At 48.3% G+C, this 24512-nt stretch carries 17 protein-coding genes; 10 read left to right on the top strand and 7 right to left on the bottom strand.

Features of this window, described 5'->3' with window-relative positions; all coding sequences use genetic code 11:
• Window positions 1–27 precede the first annotated feature (27 nt).
• The 5 genes from prmA to DTO96_RS02175 form a co-directional block, all read right to left on the bottom strand.
• Entirely contained in the window at window positions 28–930 is a 903-nt protein-coding gene (gene prmA / locus DTO96_RS02195) for a 50S ribosomal protein L11 methyltransferase (protein WP_114562002.1), read from the bottom strand.
• Between the two features lie 156 nt (window positions 931–1086).
• On the bottom strand, window positions 1087–2436 hold the full coding sequence (gene accC / locus DTO96_RS02190; protein WP_114562001.1) for an acetyl-CoA carboxylase biotin carboxylase subunit: 1350 nt from the start codon (window positions 2434–2436) through the stop codon (window positions 1087–1089).
• Window positions 2437–2584: 148 nt separating this feature from the next.
• On the bottom strand, window positions 2585–3028 hold the full coding sequence (accB, locus tag DTO96_RS02185) for an acetyl-CoA carboxylase biotin carboxyl carrier protein (RefSeq protein ID WP_114562000.1): 444 nt from the start codon (window positions 3026–3028) through the stop codon (window positions 2585–2587).
• Window positions 3029–3292: 264 nt separating this feature from the next.
• Entirely contained in the window at window positions 3293–3730 is a 438-nt protein-coding gene (aroQ, locus tag DTO96_RS02180) for a type II 3-dehydroquinate dehydratase (RefSeq protein WP_114561999.1), read from the bottom strand.
• Between the two features lie 136 nt (window positions 3731–3866).
• Window positions 3867–5516 (bottom strand): NAD(P)/FAD-dependent oxidoreductase, encoded by a 1650-nt coding sequence (locus tag DTO96_RS02175; protein WP_114561998.1) that lies wholly within the window; start codon window positions 5514–5516, stop codon window positions 3867–3869.
• A gap of 652 nt (window positions 5517–6168) precedes the next feature.
• On the opposite strand from DTO96_RS02175, the gene DTO96_RS02170 reads away from it, so the two are divergent.
• A complete protein-coding gene (locus DTO96_RS02170; protein ID WP_114561997.1) occupies window positions 6169–7089 on the top strand; it encodes a DMT family transporter in 921 nt (306 codons plus the stop codon).
• A 226-nt stretch (window positions 7090–7315) separates the two neighbouring features.
• Here the strand turns inward: DTO96_RS02170 and DTO96_RS02165 are convergent, their stop codons facing one another.
• Entirely contained in the window at window positions 7316–7825 is a 510-nt protein-coding gene (locus DTO96_RS02165; RefSeq protein WP_114561996.1) for an acyl-CoA thioesterase, read from the bottom strand.
• A gap of 527 nt (window positions 7826–8352) precedes the next feature.
• Entirely contained in the window at window positions 8353–10179 is a 1827-nt protein-coding gene (locus DTO96_RS02160; protein ID WP_114561995.1) for an ABC transporter ATP-binding protein, read from the bottom strand.
• Window positions 10180–10421: 242 nt separating this feature from the next.
• Between DTO96_RS02160 and DTO96_RS02155 the strand changes: the two genes are divergently transcribed.
• From DTO96_RS02155 to DTO96_RS02110, 9 genes are all read left to right on the top strand, one after another.
• Window positions 10422–13250, top strand: coding sequence for a M16 family metallopeptidase (locus DTO96_RS02155; RefSeq protein WP_114561994.1), 2829 nt, complete (start codon window positions 10422–10424; stop codon window positions 13248–13250).
• Window positions 13251–13557: 307 nt separating this feature from the next.
• Window positions 13558–14514: an agmatinase gene (gene speB / locus DTO96_RS02145; RefSeq protein ID WP_114561992.1), complete on the top strand. Its 957-nt coding sequence runs from the start codon at window positions 13558–13560 to the stop codon at window positions 14512–14514.
• 104 nt (window positions 14515–14618) lie between these two features.
• Entirely contained in the window at window positions 14619–16559 is a 1941-nt protein-coding gene (locus DTO96_RS02140) for a hydrolase/aminopeptidase (RefSeq protein WP_192879007.1), read from the top strand.
• A gap of 8 nt (window positions 16560–16567) precedes the next feature.
• The gene (locus tag DTO96_RS02135; protein WP_225972534.1) at window positions 16568–18184 is read left to right on the top strand and encodes a 5-guanidino-2-oxopentanoate decarboxylase; all 1617 of its coding nucleotides are present in this window, start codon (window positions 16568–16570) and stop codon (window positions 18182–18184) included.
• A gap of 159 nt (window positions 18185–18343) precedes the next feature.
• Complete coding sequence (locus tag DTO96_RS02130) at window positions 18344–19795, top strand: aldehyde dehydrogenase family protein (protein ID WP_114561989.1); 1452 nt, start codon at window positions 18344–18346, stop codon at window positions 19793–19795.
• Between the two features lie 145 nt (window positions 19796–19940).
• Window positions 19941–21194, top strand: a complete 1254-nt coding sequence (locus tag DTO96_RS02125) for a D-amino acid dehydrogenase (RefSeq protein ID WP_114561988.1) — start codon at window positions 19941–19943, stop codon at window positions 21192–21194.
• 258 nt (window positions 21195–21452) lie between these two features.
• Window positions 21453–23303: an alanine racemase gene (locus DTO96_RS02120; protein WP_114561987.1), complete on the top strand. Its 1851-nt coding sequence runs from the start codon at window positions 21453–21455 to the stop codon at window positions 23301–23303.
• Between the two features lie 115 nt (window positions 23304–23418).
• Window positions 23419–23772 carry a RidA family protein gene (locus DTO96_RS02115; protein ID WP_114561986.1) on the top strand — a complete coding sequence of 118 codons (354 nt, stop codon included), beginning with the start codon at window positions 23419–23421 and terminating at the stop codon, window positions 23770–23772.
• A gap of 183 nt (window positions 23773–23955) precedes the next feature.
• Window positions 23956–24504, top strand: a complete 549-nt coding sequence (locus DTO96_RS02110; protein ID WP_114561985.1) for an OmpA family protein — start codon at window positions 23956–23958, stop codon at window positions 24502–24504.
• Window positions 24505–24512 lie beyond the last annotated feature (8 nt).

Genomic DNA, 24512 nt, shown 5'->3' with positions numbered 1-24512 from the left:
TTGTCGTCTTTGAAGCCATAAAGAACATCAAGCCTTCTGCCCAACCAGTGCAATCCAGCCATCGTCTGCGCGCCACAAGGCCATTTTCATATACGGTGCATAGGCTTCGATGAGCTCATCGGTTTGACGCTCAAGGATGCCTGACAACACCAAATGTCCACCTTGACCGACACGGCTGACCAAAGCAGAAGCCAATAATTTTAAAGGGTTGGATAAAATATTTGCGACCACCACATCATAGGTGGCGCCATCAATCATGCCATCGGGCAATACAAAAGTCGCCTCAGTGTCATTTGCAACCGCATTGTCCATCGCGCTTTGTACCGCTTGAGGGTCAATGTCTGTGCCAATCACATCACCTGCACCGAGTTTTTTTGCAGCGATGGCAAGGATGCCGCTGCCACAGCCATAGTCGAGAACCGTCGAACCTTTGAGTTTTTCAGGCATTTCTGATGCCAGCCATTGCAAACACACGCGTGTGGTCGGGTGACTGCCCGTACCAAAAGCAAGGCCTGGATCGAGGCGTAAATTGATGCGACCAGCCTCATCTTGCGCATCATGCCATGTTGGCACAATCCACAGGTTATCGGTAATGCCAATGGGTTCAAATTGGCTTTGCGTCAATCGCACCCAGTCCTGAGCTTCCACGGTGCGCGTTTCAAATGCGGGTACAGGCAAATCCAAGGCATCAAATGCAACGTCCAGCATGTGTTCAATGTCTGTTTCGGCTTCCACCAAAACCACCAAGCGCGATTGCTGCCATGCGTGCGTGGTGGGCTCCATGCCTGGCTCTCCGTACAATGGCACTTCGGCCTCAGTATCCGCATTTTCATCTTCAACGGAAACCGATAAAGCACCCGCTTCCATCAACGCGTCGGATAAATCTTCAGCATGCGCTTCGTCAATGCTGATTAAAACTTCTGTCCACATAAATATGACCTTTACACAACAGTAAACCAGCCCATTTCAGTTGGACTGAAACGGGCTGGTTTACTGTTTTCGTTTATTTAGCAAGCACTTGAATGAAATGAACGACCTATCAAATGCCAAAACCCCACGTGAAAAAAGGTTTCACGTGAATGGGTGTTAAGTATTGCGCTTTTCGAGCTTGTGTTCAAGGTAATGGATGTTAAACCCACCCTCTTGAAACACTTTGTCTTCCATCATTTCACGATGCAGTGGGATGTTGGTTGAAATGCCTTCGACCACCATTTCCGACAATGCAGTGCGCATGCGGTTGAGCGCCTGTTCACGCGTGTCGCCATATGAAATCAATTTACCGATCATCGAGTCATAATGTGGTGGCACAAAATAGTTCGTATACGCATGAGAATCCACACGGATGCCTGGGCCACCTGCGGCATGCCACGTTGTTATGCGGCCTGGGCTTGGGGTGAATTTGAAGGCATCTTCAGCATTGATGCGACATTCAAACGAATGTCCACGAATGACGATGTCTTTTTGCGTATAACGCAATTTTTCACCTGCGGCAATGCGGATTTGCTCTTGCACAATGTCCACGCCCGTGATCATTTCGGTCACAGGATGTTCGACTTGCACACGGGTGTTCATTTCAATGAAATAGAATTCACCGTCTTCGTACAAAAACTCAAATGTCCCTGCGCCACGGTAGCCCACCGTTTTACAGGCCGCTGCACAACGTGCGCCGATTTTATCGATGAGTTTGCGTGGAATGCCTGGCGCAGGTGCTTCTTCGATGACTTTTTGATGGCGACGTTGCAATGAACAGTCGCGTTCACCCAAGTAAATCGCATTGCCATGCGTGTCGGCAAGGATTTGAATTTCAACGTGACGTGGATTGGTCAGGAATTTTTCCATGTACACTTGCGGGTTACCAAATGCAGCACCGGCTTCGGTTTTGGTCATGGCCACGGCATTCAACAACGCCGCTTCCGAGTGCACCACACGCATGCCACGACCGCCGCCGCCGCCAGCGGCTTTGATGATGACAGGGTATTTGATGTCGCGCGCCATGCGAATGATCTCTTTTGGATCATCGCCCAGTGCTTCGGGTGAGCCTGGTACAGTGGGCACGCCCGATTTAATCATGGCTTGCTTGGCTGCAACTTTGTCACCCATGATGCGAATTGAATCAGCCGTTGGCCCGATAAAAGCAAAACCAGACTCTTCAACGCGTTGCGAGAAGTTTGCATTTTCAGATAAGAAACCATAACCAGGATGAATCGCTTGTGCGTCCGTGACTTCGGCCGCAGCAATGATGGCGGTCATGTTCAGGTAACTTTGCGCAGACTGCGCTGGCCCGATGCAAACGGCTTCATCGGCCAACTTGACGTATTTGGCTTCGCGATCCGCCTCAGAATACACCACGACGGTTTTGATGCCCATTTCACGGCAGGCGCGCTGGATGCGCAAAGCGATTTCGCCACGATTGGCGATGAGAATTTTTTGAAACATAGTGTGCTCTCTTTTCATGCGCGCCGCGCTGGCGCTTTAATGATGACAACAACGGCGGCGATAAAAGGATGTGAAGTCTGTTGCATCTCTGTGCATTTGTTTGCGATATTAACATGCCACTCAAAACACCGAGTGACATCCAGAGACTTTAACCGATGATGAACAAAGGTTGACCAAATTCAACAGGTTGTCCATTTTCAACCAAAATTTTCTTGATGATGCCATCGGCATCCGCTTCGATTTCATTGAGCAATTTCATCGCCTCGATGATGCACACTGTTTCGCCTTTTTTAACACTGCTACCAATTTCAACAAATGCAGCAGAGCCTGGAGAGGATGCTGTGTAAAACGTACCCACCATCGGTGATTTGACGGTGTGGCCTGTTTCAACAACAGGTGCAGCCTCGGCGGCCACAGCCGCTGTTGTTGGGGCAGTGGCGATAGGTGCTGCGGTGTACTGGGGTGCTGCGACCATAACCTGAGCACCACCTTTGACGATGCGTACTTTACCTTCGGCTTCGGTGATTTCTAATTCAGAAATATCAGATTCAGAAACCAAGTCAATCAAGGTTTTAAGTTTACGTAAGTCCATGAAAAATCGCTCCTTGAGGTGTGGCGCGTGTTGAATTATTTGAGGACACGCCGCCTAAATGATGGCGCAGCAACGCTTGTTCTGTTGCGCTTCTAATGTGTGAGGGATCAATTATATCGCTTATCTTTTATTAAGTGTAGTTTAATTTCGCCGAATATGCGCTAAAAATCAAAATCACTTTAATAATAGAACGTGCGTTCGTCACAAAGAAAGGGGGGTATTTTATGCCTTAACAAGCATCAATAATCATTAATAATCATACAATTATATTTTTCTTTGGGCTAAAAAACGCAAGGCCGCTTCATAGCCATATGCGCCCAAACCGCAAATCACACCAATCGCAATGTCCGACAAATACGAGTGGTGTCGAAACGTTTCTCGCTGATGAACATTTGAAATATGCACTTCAACAAAAGGCATGGCAATCCCAGCAAGGGCATCTCGCAAAGCCACGCTGGTGTGTGTGTACGCTGCTGGATTAATGATGATGGCGTCAAATTGCCCACGTGCACTGTGGATTATATTAACCAATTCGCCTTCAACATTATGTTGAATGGCTTCCAAATGCACACCCAAACTATCAGCAACGGCCTTTAAATGGTCATTGATGTCCGTTAGAGTGGTCGAACCATACACTTCGGGTTCACGTGTTCCGAGTAGATTTAAATTGGGGCCATGAATAACCAAAATGCGCAATGACATGAGATACCTTTTATTTTTATGCCGTGATCAAAAACGGAAAATTAAAATAAATCAATGGGTTATGAATAAACTATACTTAAAGTCAAACTGTTTTCGATCGATATTTTAAAATAAGCACGTTGCACACGTCCTCTTTTTAAATGCCATTCAAGCCCAACAAACTGGCCCCCACAGCCTCAGCCACTTTGATGCCATCGACACCTGCGGATAAAATGCCACCCGCATATCCCGCCCCTTCGCCTGCTGGGTACAACCCTTTGACATTTAGACTTTGCATGTCTTCACCTCGCGTGATGCGCAATGGCGATGAAGTGCGTGTTTCCACCCCCGTGAGCACGGCATCGTGTAAAAAATAACCTTTGATTTGCTTGTCAAATGCAGGCAAAGCTTCTCTAATCGCAGCAATGGCGTAATCAGGCAAACTGGTGTCTAAACTGCCGAGGGTTACCCCCGGTTTATACGATGGCTGCACTTTGCCAAACTCTTTTGAGGCTTGTTTTGCAACGAAATCACCCACCAATTGTGCGGGTGCTGAATAATCGCCACCACCCAATTCAAATGCTCGACTTTCCCAAAAACGTTGAAACTCAATGCCTGCCAAAGCCGCGTCATTTGGATCTGTTGCAGGATAATCCGATGGGTTGATGCTGACCACAATGCCAGAATTGGCGTTGCGTTCATTGCGCGAATATTGACTCATGCCATTGGTGACCACACGATTGGGTTCTGAAGTCGCAGCCACCACGGTGCCGCCAGGGCACATACAAAAGCTGTACACCGCACGTCCATTACTGGCGTGATGAACCAGCTTGTAATCGGCTGCCCCTAAAATCGGATGACCTGCATATTTGCCAAAACGGGCTTGGTCAATGAGTGATTGCGGGTGCTCGATGCGAAAACCAACCGAAAAAGGTTTGGGTTCCATGAACACACGGCGTTTATGCAACATTTCAAACGTGTCACGGGCGCTGTGCCCCAATGCCATGATGACATGGTTGGATTCGATCACCTCACCATCGGCCAACTGAACACCTTGAACCTGCCCTTGTTCAATCAACACATCGGTCATGCGTGCGCCAAATCGCACTTCAGCCCCCAATTCAATCATTTCTGCGCGCATTTTTTCAACCATGCTCACCAAGCGAAACGTGCCGATGTGCGGTTTGCTGACATACAAAATTTCTTCTGGTGCGCCGGCTTTCACAAACTCATGCAACACTTTTCGACCATAGAATTTTGGGTCTTTGATTTGGCTGTACAACTTGCCATCCGAAAAAGTGCCTGCGCCACCCTCACCGAATTGAACATTTGATTCAGGATTTAAGATTTTTTTACGCCACAAACCCCACGTGTCTTGTGTTCTTTGACGAACCGCTTGACCACGTTCCAAAACGATGGGTTTTAAACCCATTTGCGCCAAAATCAATGCCACAAAAATACCACAAGGGCCAAAACCAACGACAATTGGGCGTTTTTTTTCAGAAAATGAGGCATGTGCATGACCAATGAAATGGTAAGCAGTGTCAGGAGTTCGGGTGATTTTTTTATCTTCTGTAAATTGTTTTAAAACGGATTCAACATCGTCCGCAACCACATCCACGATGTAACTCAGCAAAATAATGGCGTTTTTCCCACGTGCATCGTAGCTGCGTTTGAATAAAGTGTATTCAAGCACTTGATGTTCACCCATGTTTAACCTTTGAACGATGGCTTTATGCAAGTCTTCGGTTGAGTGGTCAATGGGTAAGCGCAATTCAGTGATGCGCACGGATTGTGAATGGGGCATGGCGTTCGTCAATGAAACAATAAAGTACGCATTGTACCAGCCCTGTAAGGGTTGAAGTGAAGGGTTAAAGCGATCTTTATTTTTTAGAGGGTTTAAGTTTTTAAGTTGTTCTTTGACTTATATCAATAAAATCTGTTTATTAAAACTGTTTTTATATTCTAAAGTCAAAACTGTGGATAAGATTAATTAAATCAATTGTTTCAAAATCTTAAGTCTTATTTTGAGTTGTGGGTTGTGTGTTGATAAAAAAATGGCATTTGATCAAAGAAAAAAAACTTTTAAATCTGTTCACTTTTTATCCACAGCTTTCAAAAAGTTATCCACACCTTATGCACTTTTTAAAGGGGATTTTATTTTTTTAAATGAAGGCAAGGCGCAAAGAAAGTGTCGTTTTTTAGTTATACTGCTCGATTGATTCAGATTATAAAAATCCAGAGCGGTTTAAATATTTTGTTTAATTTTCGTTAATTTTTTATTTTTATTACTCGTTTTTTTAACGTTTTGAATGCTTGTTATAAGCTTGCTATAAGCTCACTGGATGAACTTAAAATGCATATTGTATTTAAAAACAAACACTTAACTTAAATTAAAAGCAGATTGCTTTGGATATTTTGAATGCTGTATTTTATATTTTCAGTAAGTTGGGCTGACCATGTCACGTGATAACCACACTTTGGTGTATTTTAAATTGATTTTAACGACCTTGTTTTGGGGCGGCACATGGGTGGCGGCGCATGTCTTGGTGCAAGAAGTGCCTCCTTTCACAGGGGCTTTTGTTCGTTTTTCAATTGCAGTGGCGGCCTTGGCTTGGGTGGTGTGGCGACATGAAGGTCGCTGGCCTCGATTGAACAGATCAAATGCCATGACCTTGTTTTGGCTAGGGTTTACAGGGATTTTTTTGTACAGCTATTGTTTTTTGACGGGGTTGAAATACATCAGTGCTGGGCGTGGTGCATTGGTGATTGCTTTTAATCCTGTTTTGGTGGCTTTGGTGGCATGGCTTGGTTACAAGGAGCGCATGACGTGGCTCAAAGGGACTGGGATTGTGCTGGCTTTGATCGGTTGTGTGCTGGTCATCAGCAATGGTCATCCTGAGCGTCTGCTGCAAGGCGAGATTGGGCTGGGTGAGCTGCTTATTTTGGGTTGCGTGGTGTCATGGACGGCTTATACCTTCATCGGTCGACAGGCGACGCAAAGTTTATCGCCGTTGGTGACCACTTTTTATGCGAGTGTGGTCGGGATGGTGTTGTTGGGGATTGCAGCCGTGGGTGAAACGCCATGGCAATTGATTCCCCATTTTTCATGGACAGCATGGATGTGTTTGTTTTATTTGGGCATTTTTGGCACCGCGACAGCTTACACGTGGTTCACGGACAGTGTGAAAGTGATTGGTGCTGCGCGCACGGCACCATTCATTAATTTAACGCCGTTGTCGGGCGTGTTGTTCAGCGCTTTGATTTTGGGTGAACGCTTGCATATCATGGTTTTACTGGGTGGTTTGGTGACGGTCGTCGGGGTGATGATGACGGTGTGGGCTGGTCATGCAAAGAGTCAGCCCCACTTTGAAAAATAGGATAAGTCGATGTTTTTGTAAATGTTTTTTAATGTTCCTCAAAGCTAAGTGCAGGGTTTGACGTTTTAAAAAAGCAATTCATGAAATGAATTGCTTTTTTTATTTTATGGAGGTTTCACTAAACAATCCATCGTGCCATGCTTGACGATGTTTTTTTGTACAGGCGATAGTGGGTCAAGCATACCAAGACTTGTTGAATTAAACAGTGCAATAATTGGTGAAATGATTATGTGTTTTTCAATTGGCGACGCGCAATTTCGGTGTCTAAACGTGCTTGCTTGCGCAGACCCGCTGCATAAAATCGACGTTCTTGAGTGGGGTTATCCAAGCTGAGTTCGGGCACTGCTTGTGCTTTGCCATCTTGCATCGCCACCATGGTGAAGTAGCAACTGTTGGTGTGGCGAACGCTGCGGTTTTGAATGTTTTCTGCGACCACTTTAATGCCAATTTCCATCGATGTGCGACCCACATGATTGACACTGGCCAAAAAAGTCACCATTTCACCAACATGAATCGGTTGTCGAAACATGACTTGATCGACGGACAAAGTCACGACGTAACAACCCGCGTAACGGCTGGCACAGGCATAAGCGACTTGATCAAGCAGTTTTAAAATCACACCGCCGTGCACATTGCCTGAAAAATTGGCCATGTCGGGTGTCATTAAAACAGACATGGTCAATTCACGAGGGTCAAATGCGGGCATTAATTTGTCGTGGTGTTCGGTTGTATTCATTGAAAATTGATTCTTATGGAAATACGGAAAAAGTAAAACTCTATTTTTTCCGTGGTTTAAGTTGGAATTTTTGCCTGAGAAATCTGACAAAAATTAAGCAAACCCATGAGAGGGCTGCACACATTGTTTTTAGACTTTGCCCCAATAGGGTTGTTTTTTAAACAGGTTTCGCTTCCTTGATGTTAATGGTTGGGCGATCCGATACCCATGATGCGGCCGATGTCACGCAGGAGGCTTGATTCATGGGGTTTTGCTGAATTTAAACCCGCCACTATACCGATATTCTTTCATCAAGTATGCACCAATCGGGTCCAATCTTCGCCAAAAAATGGAAATGGACGCACAATGTTTTGCGCGGATTTAGAAAGGATCATTTTTTAGCTGGGGCAATGATGAAAAAAAGGTGTTTATTTTTTAAGTCTTTCATCGCGCATTGTTTGATGTCTTTTTAATTTTAGTGGGTGTTTGTGGCGGGCACAAAAAAAAGCAAAAAAGGGTTTTTGCTTTTTTAATGATCGTGTTGAGGGTCATTCCTCCCCTAAAAATCCGCCGCTTTGATGCATCCATAGCCGCGCATACAAACCATTTTTCGCCAAGAGTTCTGCATGCGAGCCTTGTTCGATGATTTTTCCTTCATCCAACACCACCAGTCGATCCATGGCGGCGATGGTGGAGAGGCGGTGGGCAATTGCGATCACCGTTTTGCCTTCCATCAACTCATACAAGCTGGCTTGAATGGCGGATTCAACTTCGGAATCCAGTGCGCTGGTGGCTTCATCGAGTAATAATATGGGGGCGTCTTTAAGCATGACACGGGCGATGGCGATGCGTTGGCGTTGACCGCCTGAGAGCTTCACGCCACGTTCGCCGACATGCGCATCGAAGCTTGTTCTGCCTTGTGCATCGGATAGAAGCTCAATGAATTCAAGTGCTTCAGCTCTTTTTGCAGCGAGGTGCATGTCGGCTTCACTGGCTTCTGGGCGACCATAGGTCAAATTGTCGCGTACCGAACGGTGCAGCAAAGAGGTGTCTTGTGTGACCATGCCAATTTGCGCGCGTAAAGAGTTTTGTGTGACGTGACGGATGTCTTGATTGTCGATGAGGATTTGCCCTGATTGCACGTCATAAAAGCGCAAGAGTAAGTTGACAATGGTGCTTTTGCCTGCGCCCGAGCGGCCGACGAGGCCTATTTTTTCGCCTGCTTTGATGTTTAAACTGAGGTTTTCCAATAGGTTTTTATTTTCACCGTAATGAAAATTAACGTTTTTGAACTCAACGTGCCCTGCGGTGACTTGTAATTCTGTCGCGTCATTGGCATCAACAATGGCGTGCTTGCGCGACAAAGTGCTCATGCCGTCTTGTACCGTGCCCATGTTTTCGAGCAAACTGGCGGATTCCCACATGATCCAATGGGATAAACCATTCAGCCGCAACGCCATTGCGGTGGCTGCGGCGACTGCACCAACACCAATGTGTGCGCCTGACCACAGCCACAAAGACAATCCGACTGTGCCTGCGATGAGGATCATGTTCAGGGCGTGATTGGTGGTTTCGAGCTGCGTGACCAAGCGCATTTGTTGGTGCACGGTGGTCATGAATTCGCGCATGGCGGATTTGGCATAAGCGGCTTCGCGGCGACCGTGTGAAAACAGTTTCACTGTGGCGATGTTGGAATAGGCATCGGTGACTCGTCCCGTCATGAGTGAACGCGCATCTGCTTGTGCTTGCGCGGTTTTGCCCAAACGGGGGATGAAATACACCAGCGAGCTGAAAAAGGCAACCATCCAGAATGCAAACGGCACGATCAGCCACGCATCAAAGCTGCCCAAAATGGCGGCACTGGTGAGCAGATAAATCAGCACGTACACGGCCATGTCACTGACGTTCATCACGCTGTCACGTACGGCTAAAGCGGTTTGCATGACTTTTGCTGACACCCGTCCTGCAAATTCGTCTTGATAAAAGCCCATGCTTTGATCCAGCATCAAGCGGTGAAAGTTCCAACGCAAGCGCATTGGAAACGCACCTTGCAAGGTTTGCAATTTGATCGTCGATTGCAACAGCACAACCAACGGACTGACGATCACAACGGTCAACATGAGGCGGATTTCGGCGGCATGGCTTGTCCACAGTGTTGCAGGGGAAGCGCTGGCCAACCAGTCAACGACTTTGCCCATCATGTTGAACAAATACGCTTCAAATGCGCCGATGACTGCGGTCAACAACACCATCGCCACCACCCAGCCGCGCATGCCGTCAAGGCACGCCCAAATAAAAGCGAATAAACTGGAATTGGGCGGGGTCTGGTTGTCTGTGGGATAAGGGTCGATGCGGTTTTCAAACCAATTGAACATGGTATTTCACTTTGTAGGAGTCATCACAAATTAAGATTTTACTTTGCAATTGTTAAATTAAAGGGTTTGCACAGACCGCTTGTGCAACAGTTGAGACCATGACGCTAAACCGTGTTGATGGCGTTTTCATGATAAAAGCCGTACCGATGTGTGATGGGGTTGCAATACATGGCAGCAAACAGAAGGTTGCGATTTTTGATGGGTTACAATGAAACAAATTTTACCACTGCACAGGAATCTTTATGTCTTTTTACCCAAAACATCAGTTGTCCATTGCTTTTGTTTTAGGCATCAGCTTGTCCAGTCCAATGACCCATGCGCGTGTCATTGATCCTTTGTATGGGCCGATTCCTGTGGATGAAAAGCTCATCAAAGGTCAGCTTGAGAATGGTTTAAATTATTACATTTTACCCAACAAGACACCTGAGAAAAAAGTTGAACTGCGTTTGATTGTCAAAGCAGGTTCGCTCAATGAGCGCGATGATGAACAAGGCTTGGCACATTTCATGGAGCACATGGCGTTTAACGGCACGGCGCATTTTCCAAAGCATGAATTGACCAATCAACTGGAGCAAATGGGTGTGCAGTTTGGTGCGGATTTGAATGCTTATACGGGTTTCAATGAGACGGTGTACATTTTACCAATCCCCACTGCCAACCCCAAAAACCTTTCGACAGGTATGCAAATTTTAGAAGACTGGGCGTTTAATGCCAGCTTGGACCGCACCGAAATTGAGCAAGAGCGTGGTGTGGTGCTTGAGGAGTGGCGCGCCAGTACGCAAAATCCTGAATCACGCATCATGGAACAAAGCATCGGGGTCATGGCGAAAGGTTCGACTTACGCCAAACGCTTGCCCATTGGCAAAACCGAAGTCATTGAGCATGCGCCGCCAGAAAGATTGCGTGATTTTTACCACCGTTGGTATCGCCCCAATCTGATGGCCGTGGTCATGGTCGGCGATGTGACGGCGACGCAAGGCAAGGCATTGATTGAGCAACATTTTGCCAAACACACCAACCCAAATGCATCCGAACCGCTTGCGAAAAGCAGCGTACCCAACAACCAAGAGCCCGTGGTCGCGATTTTTAAAGACAAAGATTTGACCGCCAACACCATCACGTGGTTACAAAAAGAGCAAAACGATACCGTATTGTCTCGTGATGTTCGCGGTTACGTCAATGATCAAAAAAGAACCTTGCTCACACAAATGATGAATCATCGGTTGAGTGCCCTACTCGACTCTCCAACGCCGCCATTTGTGGGCGCGGTGGTGCAAATCGGGGATTTGGGCGGCATTGTGCGCAATAAACAGGCCTTGCACCTGATCGCCACCGCGGCACCAGGGCAACAAAAATCCACCCTTGAAGCTTTGCAGCGCGAAGTGTTGCGTGTGCTGCAACATGGTTTCACTCAGCCTGAACTTGACCGCAGTGTCAAAGAAATGCTGGCAGACATGCAAACCCAATTCATCAACCGCGATAAAGCCGAATCTGCAAGCAAAGCGGCTGAGTATGTTCGCGGTGAAACGGAAGGTGAACCTTTGCCGAGTTTGGCTTGGGAAGAGCGGACGCTGCGTTCTGAGTTGCCAAAAATCAATTTGAACGACATCAATGCCCTTGCACGATACTATTTCACACCAGAAAACCGAATGATTTTGGTCGCAGGCAACGACAGCACGGCGGCTTTATCCGAAAAAAGCATCACCACCCTTTTGGGTCAGACCCCAGAAGTTGAGCCTTACGGCGAAAAACCAGATGCCACAAGGTTACTTACAACGCCGCCGAAGGCGGGCAAAACGATTGCTACAACATTTGATAAAGCCCTGAATTTGACCACATGGACGCTGTCCAATGGCGTGAAGGTCAGTTACAAACCAACCGATTTCAACCAAGATCGCATTGAGTTTGCCAGCACGATGGCGGGTGGTTTTTCACGCTTGTCCGATGAAGACTGGCAACGCACGCATTGGGCGTTCGATGCCCTGCCCGAGGCGGGGGTGAATGGTTTATCAAAAACCCAATTGTCACGTTTATTGTCGGATAAGGTTGGTCAGGTTGAACTGGATGCCGATGACACCCAACAAGGGGTGCATGGTTTTTTCGCCCCGAAAGATGCAGAAACCTTTCTCACCCTGACCCACAGTTTACTCACGGGTTTGAACAACAATCCCGACAGTTTCAAAGGCGTGCTTGAGCGTAATATGGCCGCCACGGCTAATCTAGAACGCGATCGCATGGCGACTTTTCAAGACACCTTTGAACGCAATTTGAACCGCAACAATCCCCGTTTTCATGGGGCTTACCCGAACGCCAATGCATGGAAAAACAGTGACTACGCATTGGCTTATCGCAATTTTCGTCAAGCCTTTGCCAATGTCAACGGCCTGCATTTTACATTTGTCGGCAAAATTGAGCCCAAAGAACTGCAACGCCTAAGCGAGCTGTACCTTGGCAGTTTACCCAGCGATGCATCGCAGTCGCCGCATTTTAAAGATCACGGTTATCGCCCCGATTTCACCAACCGCACCATTGAGGTTAAAAAAGGTAAAGAACCACTCAGTCTTGTTCACATTGAGTTTGGTGGTGAAACCGTGTATGACCCAAAAGAACGCATGGCGATGGATGCCATTGGTTATGTCATGACCATGCGTTTACTCAATCAATTGCGCGAGGCGCAAGGCGGGGTGTACAGCATTGAAGTGTCAGGTCAGATCATCAAACAGCCTTATGGTCGATATGCGTTCGCCATTGATTTTCCGTGCGAGCCAGCGAAAGCGGACGCGCTGACACAGAGTGCTTTGCAAGAACTTAAACAATTCATCACTGCGGGACCGACTTCACAGGAAATGGATAAGTTCCGCCAAGCGCGCACAGTGAGTCGTCGCGAAGAAGTCAAAACCAATGCTTTTTGGTTGAGTCAATTGCAAGGTGCGTTGAAAAATGGCAGTGACCCGAAGGACATATTGAGCTATGAAAATCGTTTAAACGCGTTAAGTGCTGCTGATGTGCAAAAAGTGGCACGCAATTATTTAACGGATCACATGGTCATTGCGGTATTAAAACCTGAATAGGAGGTAACGCGATTTAAAGAGGATCCACATCTGGATTGTCTTTTTCTTGAGTTAGTCTTCCACAAACCTCCCTAAACCTTCCCAAAATTTTTCAAAAATTGATTGGGGTAATGAAAACCCATGATGTCTGATGAACCGCCCAAGTCGCTTGATTTTGGGTGGTTTTTTTTGAAATCTACTGCACTGCGGCATGTGATATTCTTGACAGTGTCCGATGATTCGCTTAGTATTGTCCAAAATAGACTGGTTTGTACAGAACGGTGCTTTTTTCAATACAAAAGCCTCATTGAGCCTAAAGGAATTTCTTATGCAAGCTTCTAAATTCAATCAACCATTGGGTGGTAATGACATGCCACGCGCGGGTGGCATTGCGACCATGATGCGTTTACCGATGGCGACATTGTCCGACAACATTGACGTTGGTTTTATCGGTGTGCCGTTTGACATTGGCACATCCAATCGCGTGGGCGCACGCTATGGACCCCGCCAAATTCGCGCCGAATCCAGCCTGTTGCGCCCCTACAATATGGCCACGCGTGCGGCACCATTTGAGTCGTTGCAAGTGGCTGATTTGGGCGATTGCCCGATCAACACATTCAATCTGCTTGATTCGATTCGCATCATCGAAGAATACTATGACAAAGTCGCTGATGCGGGGGTTGTGCCTTTGACTTTGGGTGGTGATCACACCATCGTATTGCCGATTTTACGCGCCTTGCGCAAGAAGCATGCACAGCCAATTGGTGTCGTCCACATTGACGCACATGCGGATGTCAACGATGAAATGTTTGGTGAAAAAATTGCCCACGGCACCCCGTTTCGCCGCGCCCTCGAAGAAAACCTGATTGATCCACATCGCATGGTGCAAATTGGCCTGCGTGGCACGGGTTACTCGGCTGAAGATTTTGATTGGTGCCGCGCACAAGGCATTCGTGTGGTGCAAGCTGAAGAATGCTGGCACAAGTCACTCGCACCGTTGATGGATGAGGTTCGTGCCATGATGGGCGATGGCCCTGTGTACATTTCGTATGACATCGATGGCTTGGATCCAGCATTTGCGCCCGGAACAGGCACACCAGAAGTGGGTGGTTTGACGGTGCAACAGGGTTTGGAAATTGTGCGGGGTTGCAAAGGTTTGAACATCATTGGTGGTGATTTGGTTGAGGTGTCGCCGCCGTATGACTCAACGGGCAACACGTCTTTGCTCGGTGCGAATTTGTTGTTTGAAATGTTATGTGTGTTGCCCGGTGTGAAGTACGCTTAAGTTTTGCCATGTGTTTTTGAGCACAGCTCAGTCCTTAAAGTGAAAAGCAATCCCATGTTTTTCCGGGTGTTTCTGAATTTATTAAAATGAAGGAGAGAATAAACATGACTCGGTTATCTTTTTGCCCTGCTAAACGGATGTCGTATTTCATTGGATTGAGTGTGCTTTTGGGTATGGGCTTTGCTGAGGTGTCGCATGCCAATACCGAAGTGCTACCGCCCTTGCTGGCTGCTGAACCCATTGCCCGTGACATGCACAGTTACGCCAACATTGACGAAGTGCAGATGACCCATGTTTACCTTAATTTGAATGTGAATTTTGATCGCAAAGTGTTGGATGGTTATGTGGATTTAAGCATTGCCCATGTTCGACCCAACAGCACCCGATTGGTATTGGACAGCAAAGGTTTGAACATTAAGTCTGTCCAAGTTTTTGAGGGGGATCAGCTCAAGGATGCGCCTTATGTTTTAGGTAAAAAGGACAAAATACTGGGTTCGCCATTGACCATTCAGATCGCAGCAGACACGCGTAAAGTCAGAATCACTTATGAGACCACGGAAGATTCTGATGGTTTGAGTTGGGCGAATCCAGAGCAAACTTTCGACAAGAAAAAGCCTTTAATGTACAGCCTGTCGCAATCCATTTATGGGCGCACATGGTTTCCTCAGCAAGACACACCCGCGATTCGCGTGACCTATGCGGCTGACATCACCACGCCACCTGATTTGGTAGCCAAAATGAGCGCGGTCAATGCGCCCGATGTTGAGCACAAGGGTACGTACCACTTTGACATGCCGCAACCCATGGTGCCATACCTCATTGCCTTGTCGGTTGGGGACTATGGTTTTTCTGCGATCAGCCCACGCTCGGGTGTTTATGCCGAAAAATCAATGGTTGATAAGGCGGCCCATGAGTTTGCTGACACAGAAAAAATGATTCAAGCGGTTGAGTCGATGTATGGCAAGTACGCATGGGATCGTTATGATATTTTGGTTATGCCACCCAGTTTTCCATTCGGTGGCATGGAGCATGCGCGTTTAACATTCGCCACGCCCACCATCATCACGGGCAATCGAGACCTTGTTTCCCTTGTTTCTCACGAGTTGGCTCATTCGTGGTCTGGCAATTTGGTGACCAATCGCTATTGGCGTGACCTGTGGCTCAATGAAGGGTTCACCACCTATGTTGAGAAACGCATCATTGAAAAAACCTATGGTGCAGAACGTGCAGATCTGGAGCGTGCGGTGTTGTTCAAAGAAACCATGGATGAGATGAAAGACCTTGAACCTGCGGCTCAAAAATTGGCGATCAATTTAAAAGGCAAGCACCCCGATGATGTGTTCACTGAGGTGCCTTATGGCAAAGGTTCTTTATTTTTGACCACATTGGAGCATGTGTATGGTCGCCCTGCTTTTGATGAGTTTACCAATCAATATTTTAAAGATTTTGCGTGGAAAACCATCACCACGGAAGACTTTGAAAACTATTTATACACCCATTTAATTGACAAATTTCCTGGCAAGATGAGCCATGCGAAAGTGAAAGAGTGGATTTACCAAGCGGGTTATCCAAAAGATGGTTTTGTGCCCAGCACCACGGCTTTTGCAGCAGTCGATGCCGCGCGAAAATCATTTGTCAAAGGCGATATTGCTGCGGCACAAATCGACACCAAAGACTGGACAATCAACCATTGGCAACATTTTATTCAGGATTTACCGACCCACATGGCTGTCCGCAAGTTGGATGACTTGGACGCGCAATTTAAGCTCAGTCAATCCAGTAATTTAATTCTTGAATATTACTGGTTGCGTTATGCGTTGCAAGCCAAATATCAACCCGCCATCACGCAACGCTTGCAACATTTTTTATCTGAACAAGGCCGTTTGAAGTTAACCAAACCCTTGTATCAAGAGATGGTTAAAACGCCGTCAGGCATTAAGTTGGCACGCCAAATGTACGCAGCAACCCATGCTAGCTTACACCCCATTGTGGATTGGGAAATCAAAAGTAATGTGTTTGAAAAAAACAAAATACGTTTAAATTAAATTGAACCATGAGAGTGAGATTAAATATGCAAACCTGCGGTGAGTATTTAGTACAAGTTTTAGAAGCCTATGGTGTTGACACCGTGTTCGGCATTCCTGGTGTGCACACCGTGGAGCTGTATCGTGGTTTGCCAAAAACCAAAATTCGTCACATCACGCCACGTCACGAACAAGGTGCGGGTTTCATGGCCGATGGCTATGCACGCACCTCAGGCAAAATCCCCGCCTGCTTCATCATCACGGGGCCGGGAATGACCAACATCGCGACAGCGATGGGACAAGCGTATGCCGATTCGATTCCGATGTTGGTGATTTCTTCGGTCAATGGCCGCCATGAATTGGCACATGGCGATGGTCGTTTGCATGAGCTGCCCAATCAGCAGCAATTGCTCGCGGGTGTGTCCGCATTCAGCCACACCTTGATGCGCCCTGATGAATTGCCCGATGTGCTGGCACGTGCTTTTGCAGTGTTTAACTCCGCTCGCCCACGCCCTGTGCACATTGAGCTGCCATTGGATGTGATCACCGCATCCGCAGAACATTTAAAAGTACCTGTTGCGGTGAAAAGCTCTCGTCCTGCGGCGGCACCTGATGCGATTGCGGCGGCGGCCACATTGTTGAAAAATGCCAAAAATCCATTGTTGATCTTCGGCGGTGGTGCGGCGGATGCCGCAGCTCAGGCAACGGCCATCACCGAATCGCTCGGTGCAATGGCGGTGACCACCATCAATGGCAAAGGCATTTTACCTCGCGATCATGCCTTGTCTTTGGGCAGCACGTTGTGTCAGCCCCCTGTTTTGGAATTATTGAAAAACGCCGACGTGGTACTTGCGGTGGGCACAGAGTTGGGTGAAACCGACACCTTGTTGTTCGATGCCAAACCTGAAATCAACGGTCAATTGATTCGCATTGACCTTGATCCAGAACAGCTTTATCGCAATGCGCCGCCTTCGTTGGCGATTGTGGCCGATGCCAAGCACGCACTCACTGCACTGGCCGATGTGGTGAAAGATGCCGTACCGTTGACAGGTGTGGCAGCACAGGTGGCTGAGTTGCGAACCCAATTACAAGCGCTCATCAACCCAACGCAAAACGTGCACCAGCGCGTGATTGAGGCGATTCGCAATGTCGCGCCAAACACCATCATCATCGGCGATCAAAATCAACCCGTGTACAGTGGCAATTTGACTTTTGAACCCGACACCCCACGTGCATGGTACAACTCATCGACGGGTTACGGCACATTGGGCTATGCTTTGCCCGCCGCGTTTGGTGCAAAAATCGCGTGCCCAGACCGCCCTGTGGTTGGTCTGATTGGCGACGGCGGCCTTCAATTCACTTTGCCTGAATTTGCCAGTGCGGTGGAAATTGGCCTGAACTTGCCCATCGTGGTTTGGAACAACCAATGTTATGGTGAAATCAAAAAATACATGACTGACCGTGACATCACGACGATCGGCGTGGACATTTATACGCCTGATTTATTGATGATCGCCCGTGGTTATGGTTGCCATGCAGAGCGTGCCACCAGCATCGCGCATCTGCAGGAACTCGTTGCGAAAGCGCATGTGACGACCAATCCAACTGTCATTGAAATCAATGAGGCCGATGCGTTGAGCTGGTGAAGGCAATGGGCACCCCTTTGAGGTTGAAAAGTCAGGTGCTTTGTCCTCATGCGGCCTTTCTGCCGTTTACATTGAGTAGAGCATCGCATTGTTTTGATTCAACCGATCCAATATGAAGAACGATGGCTTGAGACAAGCCATTCTAAAAAAGAGACACCCATGAATCCACTTCTTACCCGCAGCCAAAGCTTATTCATCAACGGTTCTTTCACCGATGGTCATGGCGAGCCGTGGACTGCATTTGACCCTTCGACGCGTGAACCACTGGCCACATTGGCCACAGCCTCTGAGGGCGATACGCGTGATGCCGTCGCCCATGCCGTCGCTGCGTTTCCTGCGTGGCGTGATTTAGGCGGTATTCGCCGTGCTGTGTTTTTGCGCAAAATGGCGGCGGGTGTGCAGGCGCGCAGCGAACAGCTCATCGAAGTGCAAATGCGCAACAATGGCAAACCACGTTTTGAAGCGGAAATTGATGTGGGCGATGCGGTGGCAACTTTTGAATATTACGCTGAGATGGCCGAAGATTTGGAACGCAAACAAAGCACACCCGTGCATTTGCCCGATGACCATTACAGTGGTCGCACACGGCATGAAGCGGTGGGCGCGGTGGGCATGATTGTGCCGTGGAATTTCCCCTTGGTCACCAGCGCGTGGAAAATCGCTCCAGCCCTTGCAGCAGGTTGCACCATTGTCATCAAAACATCGGAATACACGCCGCTGGCAGAGCTGGTGTATGGCGACATCGCTGCTGAAATTGGCCTGCCCGCAGGCGTGCTGAACATCCTCACAGGTGCGGCGGTGACGGGCATGGCACTGACTTCGGACAAGCGACTGGCGAAATTATCGTTCACCGGCTCCAACGCCATCGGCTCGCGCGTTATGCAAGCCGCTTCTGCACGGTGCCAACCCGTGTCCCTTGAGTTGGGTGGCAAATCACCGATTGTGGTGTTTGATGACGCACCGATTGACAGCGCGGTGGCGCAAATTGTCGCTGGTATTTTCTTTAATTGCGGCCAAATGTGCTCCGCCACTTCGCGTTTGATTGTTCAACGCAGCATGCGCGATCGTCTCATGCCTGCGCTGGTGGCGCGTTGCCAACAGCTCCAATATGGTTCGCCGTTCACTGAAGGCGTGGAAATGGGGCCTTTGAGTAATCAACCGCAATTCACTAAAATTGCAGGCGTGTTTGAGCAAGCGAAAAAAGAGGGGCTGAATTGTTTGGTTGGTGGTGAGTTGCCAGCGAACGGCGACGGTTGGTGCGTGCCGCCCACGATTTACGATGACATTGCCCTTGATCACCCCTTCTGGCGTGAAGAATTGTTTGGGCCCATTTTGGTGGTGACGTATTTTGATGACGAAGCACAGGCGATTGAACTGGCGAATGACAGTGATTTTGGTTTGGTGGCCACCATTGTCACGGCCGACATGCCACGCGCTGAACGCCTCGCCGATCAAATCATGTCGGGTCACATTTGGATCAATTCGCCCCAAGTGATTTTCCCGCAAACACTGTGGGGCGGCTTCAAAGGCAGTGGCATTGGCCGAGAATTAGGGCCTTGGGGCTTATCTGCGTACCTTGGCGTCAAGCATGTGTCGACATTTAAAGGTTAAAATTCAACGCCTGTGACCTCATGTGGCATTTGCGCCGTACTTGTGCAGCACTTGCCTTGCGAGTCAATCTACGGGTGTGGCGTTGGTAACACGGGATGCAAAAAAAGAATTTTACTTTTTTCGCATGCCCTTACAAAGGATTGTTATGAAAGTCATCGTTCTCGGCGCAGGCGTGGTGGGTGTGACCACGGCCTATCACCTCGCTCAAGCGGGTTGCGAGGTCACGGTCATTGACCGTCAAGCGGCCGCGGCTTCTGAAACCAGTTACGGCAATGCGGGGTTGATCACGCCAGGCGATTCTTTCGCATGGGCTTCGCCTGCGGCACTCAAAACATTTGTTTCATCCTTGGTCAAACCCGATATGGGCATCAAGGTTAAACCAAATTTGGACCCCCGTTTTATCGCATGGACACTGAAATTCTTGGGTCAATGCACCGCAAAAAAAGCCCTTGAAAACACTGAGAAAAAGCTGCGATTGTCCGTGTACGCGCGCGAGCAAATGGCATTACTGGCGGAGAAAACCGGTGTGCAGTTTGACCGCGTGCAAAAAGGCGTGTTGTATTTTTATCGCTCGCAAGAAACACTCGATCATGGGGTGTCGCACATGCAGTTCATGGCCGACAAGGGCTTGCCGATTGAGGTGCTGGATCGCGAAGGCTTGGTGCGCCATGATTCAGGCTTGAAACACTCCGCCAATCAATTGGCCGGCGGCATTTTGTGCGGCGTTGATCAAACGGGTGATTCATGTAAATTCAGCCGAAATTTGGCTGCATGGTGCGAATCAAACATGGGCGTTCGTTTCAATTGGGGCACGTCGATTAAAACGATTGAAACCACGGGCGATAAAGTCACCAAAATCGTCACGGACAAAGGTGGCTTCACTGCCGACGCCTATATTTTGGCCACAGGTTGTGACAGCCCCTTGCTGCTGTCTGAAATTGGTGTGAAATTGGCTTTGTATCCCGTCAAAGGGTATTCGATCACCGCAAAGATCACCGATGAAACGGCTGCACCCATCATGGGGGGTGTGGACGATGATAAATTGATTGCGTATTCGCGCTTGGGCGATCGCATTCGTGTGGCCTGCACCGCTGAATTTGCGGGCTGGGATCGAACACACACGCCTGCGGATTTCAAAACGGTATTGAAAACCATCAATGAGTTATTCCCAAATGCTGCAGATTATGAGGGTGCTGAACGTTGGGCGGGTTTGCGCCCCATGACCCCTTCGTCTGTCCCTGTGATTGGCCGCACGCGCAAGTATTCAAATTTATTGCTCAACACTGGTCACGGCCATGTGGGATGGACCATGAGCTGTGGCAGCGGTAAAGTGGTGACCGACTTGTTATTGGGTCGTACACCTGAAATGGACACGGCGGGGTTAATTTTTAAAGGATAATGCACTGAAAAAGTGGGGGCTAACTGAGCTTTATGACACGCATTCTCTAAGTCATGCCGCTCAAATCAACCCTTTTTTATTGCAAAACAGTGTCATTTGCACATCATTTGATGTGTGATATTTGATATGAATTTATTTTTCTAAATGTTGCGCGTGTTGCACGAATTCGCAGCTCAACATCCATCACATTAACACGTGTAAAGTAGGGTTTTACTTTGTGATTAAACATAGCGACAGTGCATTTATTGAAAGCAGAGCATGAGTGGACCTCAAGTCATTGTTGATTTAGACATCATCGAAGCCAATGCGCGGGCGGTCACCTCAAAATGCGCCGAGTCGGGCATTGAGGTGTTTGGCGTGACCAAAGGCACATGTGGCATGCCGCAAGTCGCGCGAGCGATGTTGCGTGGCGGTGTGACTGGGATTGGCGAATCGCGTTTTGAAAACATCCGTCGTTTGCGTGATTCGGGCATCACCGCACCGATTTTATTGCTGCGCTCGCCGCCCTTGTCTTTGGTTGATGAGGTGGTCAAGGATGTGGACATCAGTTTGAATTCTGAGTTGGAAATCATCGAGGCTTTGTCTGCGGCTGCGGTGCGTCGCTCCAAGATCCATGACATCATTTTAATGGTGGATTTGGGTGATTTGCGCGAAGGCGTGTGGCCTGATGATTTGGACAATGTGGTGGCTCGGGTGCAGGATTTGCCCGGTGTGCGTTTGATTGGTTTGGGCACAAATTTACTGTGCCTGTCTGCGGTCATGCCATCGGATGAGAATTTGGGTCGATTGGCGCATTATGCCAAGCAAATTGAAGAAAAGTTTGACCTGAAACTGCGTTATGTTTCAGGCGGAAATTCAGGTTCATTGCCGCTGTTGTTGGAAAAAGGCTTGCCTGCAGGCATCAATCATTTGCGCGTTGGCGAGGCCATTTTGCAAGGTGGGCGCGACACGTTTTATGACGAACCGTGGCGTGCATTGAACCGCGATGCCTTTTTGCTCGAAGGCGAATTGATTGAAGTCAAGCGCAAACCGTCGCGCCCCATTGGTAAAACATCGGTCGATGCTTTTGGCAATGTACCGACATTTGTTGATCGGGGTGAACGTTTGCGTGGGATTTTGAACATCGGTCGTGAGGATGTCAATCCCGAAAGCCTCACACCAATTGATCAACGAGTTGAACTGCTCGGCGCATCGTCCGATCACCTCATCATCGACATTGAAGCCATGGATCCACCACCAGAAGTGGGCGATAAAGTGCACTTTCACATGGGTTACTCGGCTTTATTGGCGGCCATGACTTCTGAATATGTCCAAAAAACCCCAAAACGCCAAGACGAAGAAGACACCATGCACAACCGCTCATTGACCATTGTCACCGACCCTGAGCTTGAACGTTTCAGCAAGGAAATTGACTTGCCCGCTCGCTTGGCTGAATTACACATCGACATGCACCCGACCCGCGTGGTGGATGCTGAAAACAGCTTGGATGAACACATTCAAGCCACACTAAAAGATGAAGACATGCCTTTGGTGTTCGGTCAGGACAGCATGTCAACACATATTGCGCTACAAGCTGCGACACAGCTGCACGATGCGATCGGCTTGATTGTTTTTGATGCACAAGCGCATTTTGAACCCACTCACACTTACGGCCCCGCCAGCAGTTTGTACCATTCATTCAAGGGTGAGCCGCAAGATTTGCTCACACCCGTATTGTCACCTGAGAATGTGGTGTTGGTCGGTTTGCGCAGCACTTCACCCAACGAAGCCAATGCGCTGCGTGCCTCGCGGGTGAATGTGTTCACAATTGCCGACATTGACGCATTGGGCATGCATGAGGTCACGCGTCGCGCGATTTTATTGGCGAGTAGCGGCACAGAAGGCGTGTGGGTGAATTATAATCCGAATGTATCAGACATTCGCGGCGATGCAGGCGAAGGCGCAGGCGGGATCACCTTCCGCGAAACCCATCAAACCATGGAAACAGTACATCAATCGTGTCGGGTCTTGGGTCTATCGGTCACGGGATTGGCGGCAGAAGATTCCGATCAGCGCGTGCACCACACATTGCATTTTGTATTGTCGGCATTAGGCAAAAAAATTTACTGACCACACATTTATTATTTTTATTGAAGTTTTTATTTGGGTTTTCCCAAGTGAAATTTCTCAACCCACCCAAAAAAAGTAAGCAGATACTTTTTTTGATTCTTTTTCGGAGAAACACATGAGCATTCAACGCATTGATTCTGGCGCACGCATGAGCCAATTGGTCATTCACAACAGCATCGCCTACCTCGCAGGTCAAGTCGATGAAACCAGCGTTGTTGGTCGTCCAGCAGGCGAACAAACCGCAAACATCCTCAAACAAATTGACACCTACCTCGAAAAAGCAGGCACGGACAAAACGCGATTGCTCACGGCAACCATTTATTTGGCCGACATGGCTGATTTTGGCGCGATGAACGGCGCATGGGAAGCATGGATTTCACCACAAGGATTACCCACACGCGCAACCGTTGAGGCAAAATTGGCGGGCCCAGAGTTCACAGTGGAAATCGTGGTCACAGCAGCGATCTAATGTGCTTCTAGCACAGCTCTAAGCACCTTTAGAACGAAGCAACAATTGCATGACAACCGCATGACAATGTCGTAGATTGTTGAAAAACCAAGCTTTTTGCTTGGTTTTTTCACATCGCTCTTGGATAAACGCCGCTTATCGCCTATAATTATGCGAGTTTACTTTTAACCCCGTGGAGAAAATATGTATTCAGATGATGATGACAGCCAAGAACGCATCGTATTGCCTTTGGTGATCGGTGTTGCCATGTTCGTGATTGTGGGCGTTTTGGGCTTGGTCAGTTTCAATAAAAAGCCTGTTGCAGCCGCAGCTAAACCTGTCGCGGCACATGCCGCCCCAGCGGCCACAGCAGCTGTTCCAGCTGTAACCGCACCCGCTGCTGTATTGAACTTGAAAGACGATGAATCGCAAGTGGTGGTCGAAAACGGCGTGGTTAAATTCTACTTTGCATCGGGTAAAGCCGAAGTCGCTAAAGGCGCCAATGAAGCCTTAGCCGATGTGGTTAAAGGCATCAAAGCCGGTCAAAAAGCCACTATTTCTGGTTTCCATGACACCACAGGCAATGCCGCTTTGAATGCTGAATTGTCAAAGAAACGCGCATTCGCTGTGCGTGACGCGTTAGTTGCTTTGGGCGTAACCGAAGACAAATTGGATTTGGTTAAACCAACTGATTCACAAGGTTCTGGTGCTGCTGCTGAAGCACGCCGAGTGGAAGTGGTTTTAAGCAAGTAATTTGTAAA

Source organism: Ephemeroptericola cinctiostellae (assembly GCF_003339525.1).
GTDB lineage: Bacteria > Pseudomonadota > Gammaproteobacteria > Burkholderiales > Burkholderiaceae > Hydromonas > Hydromonas cinctiostellae.
This window is presented reverse-complemented; position numbering and strand designations above follow the sequence as displayed.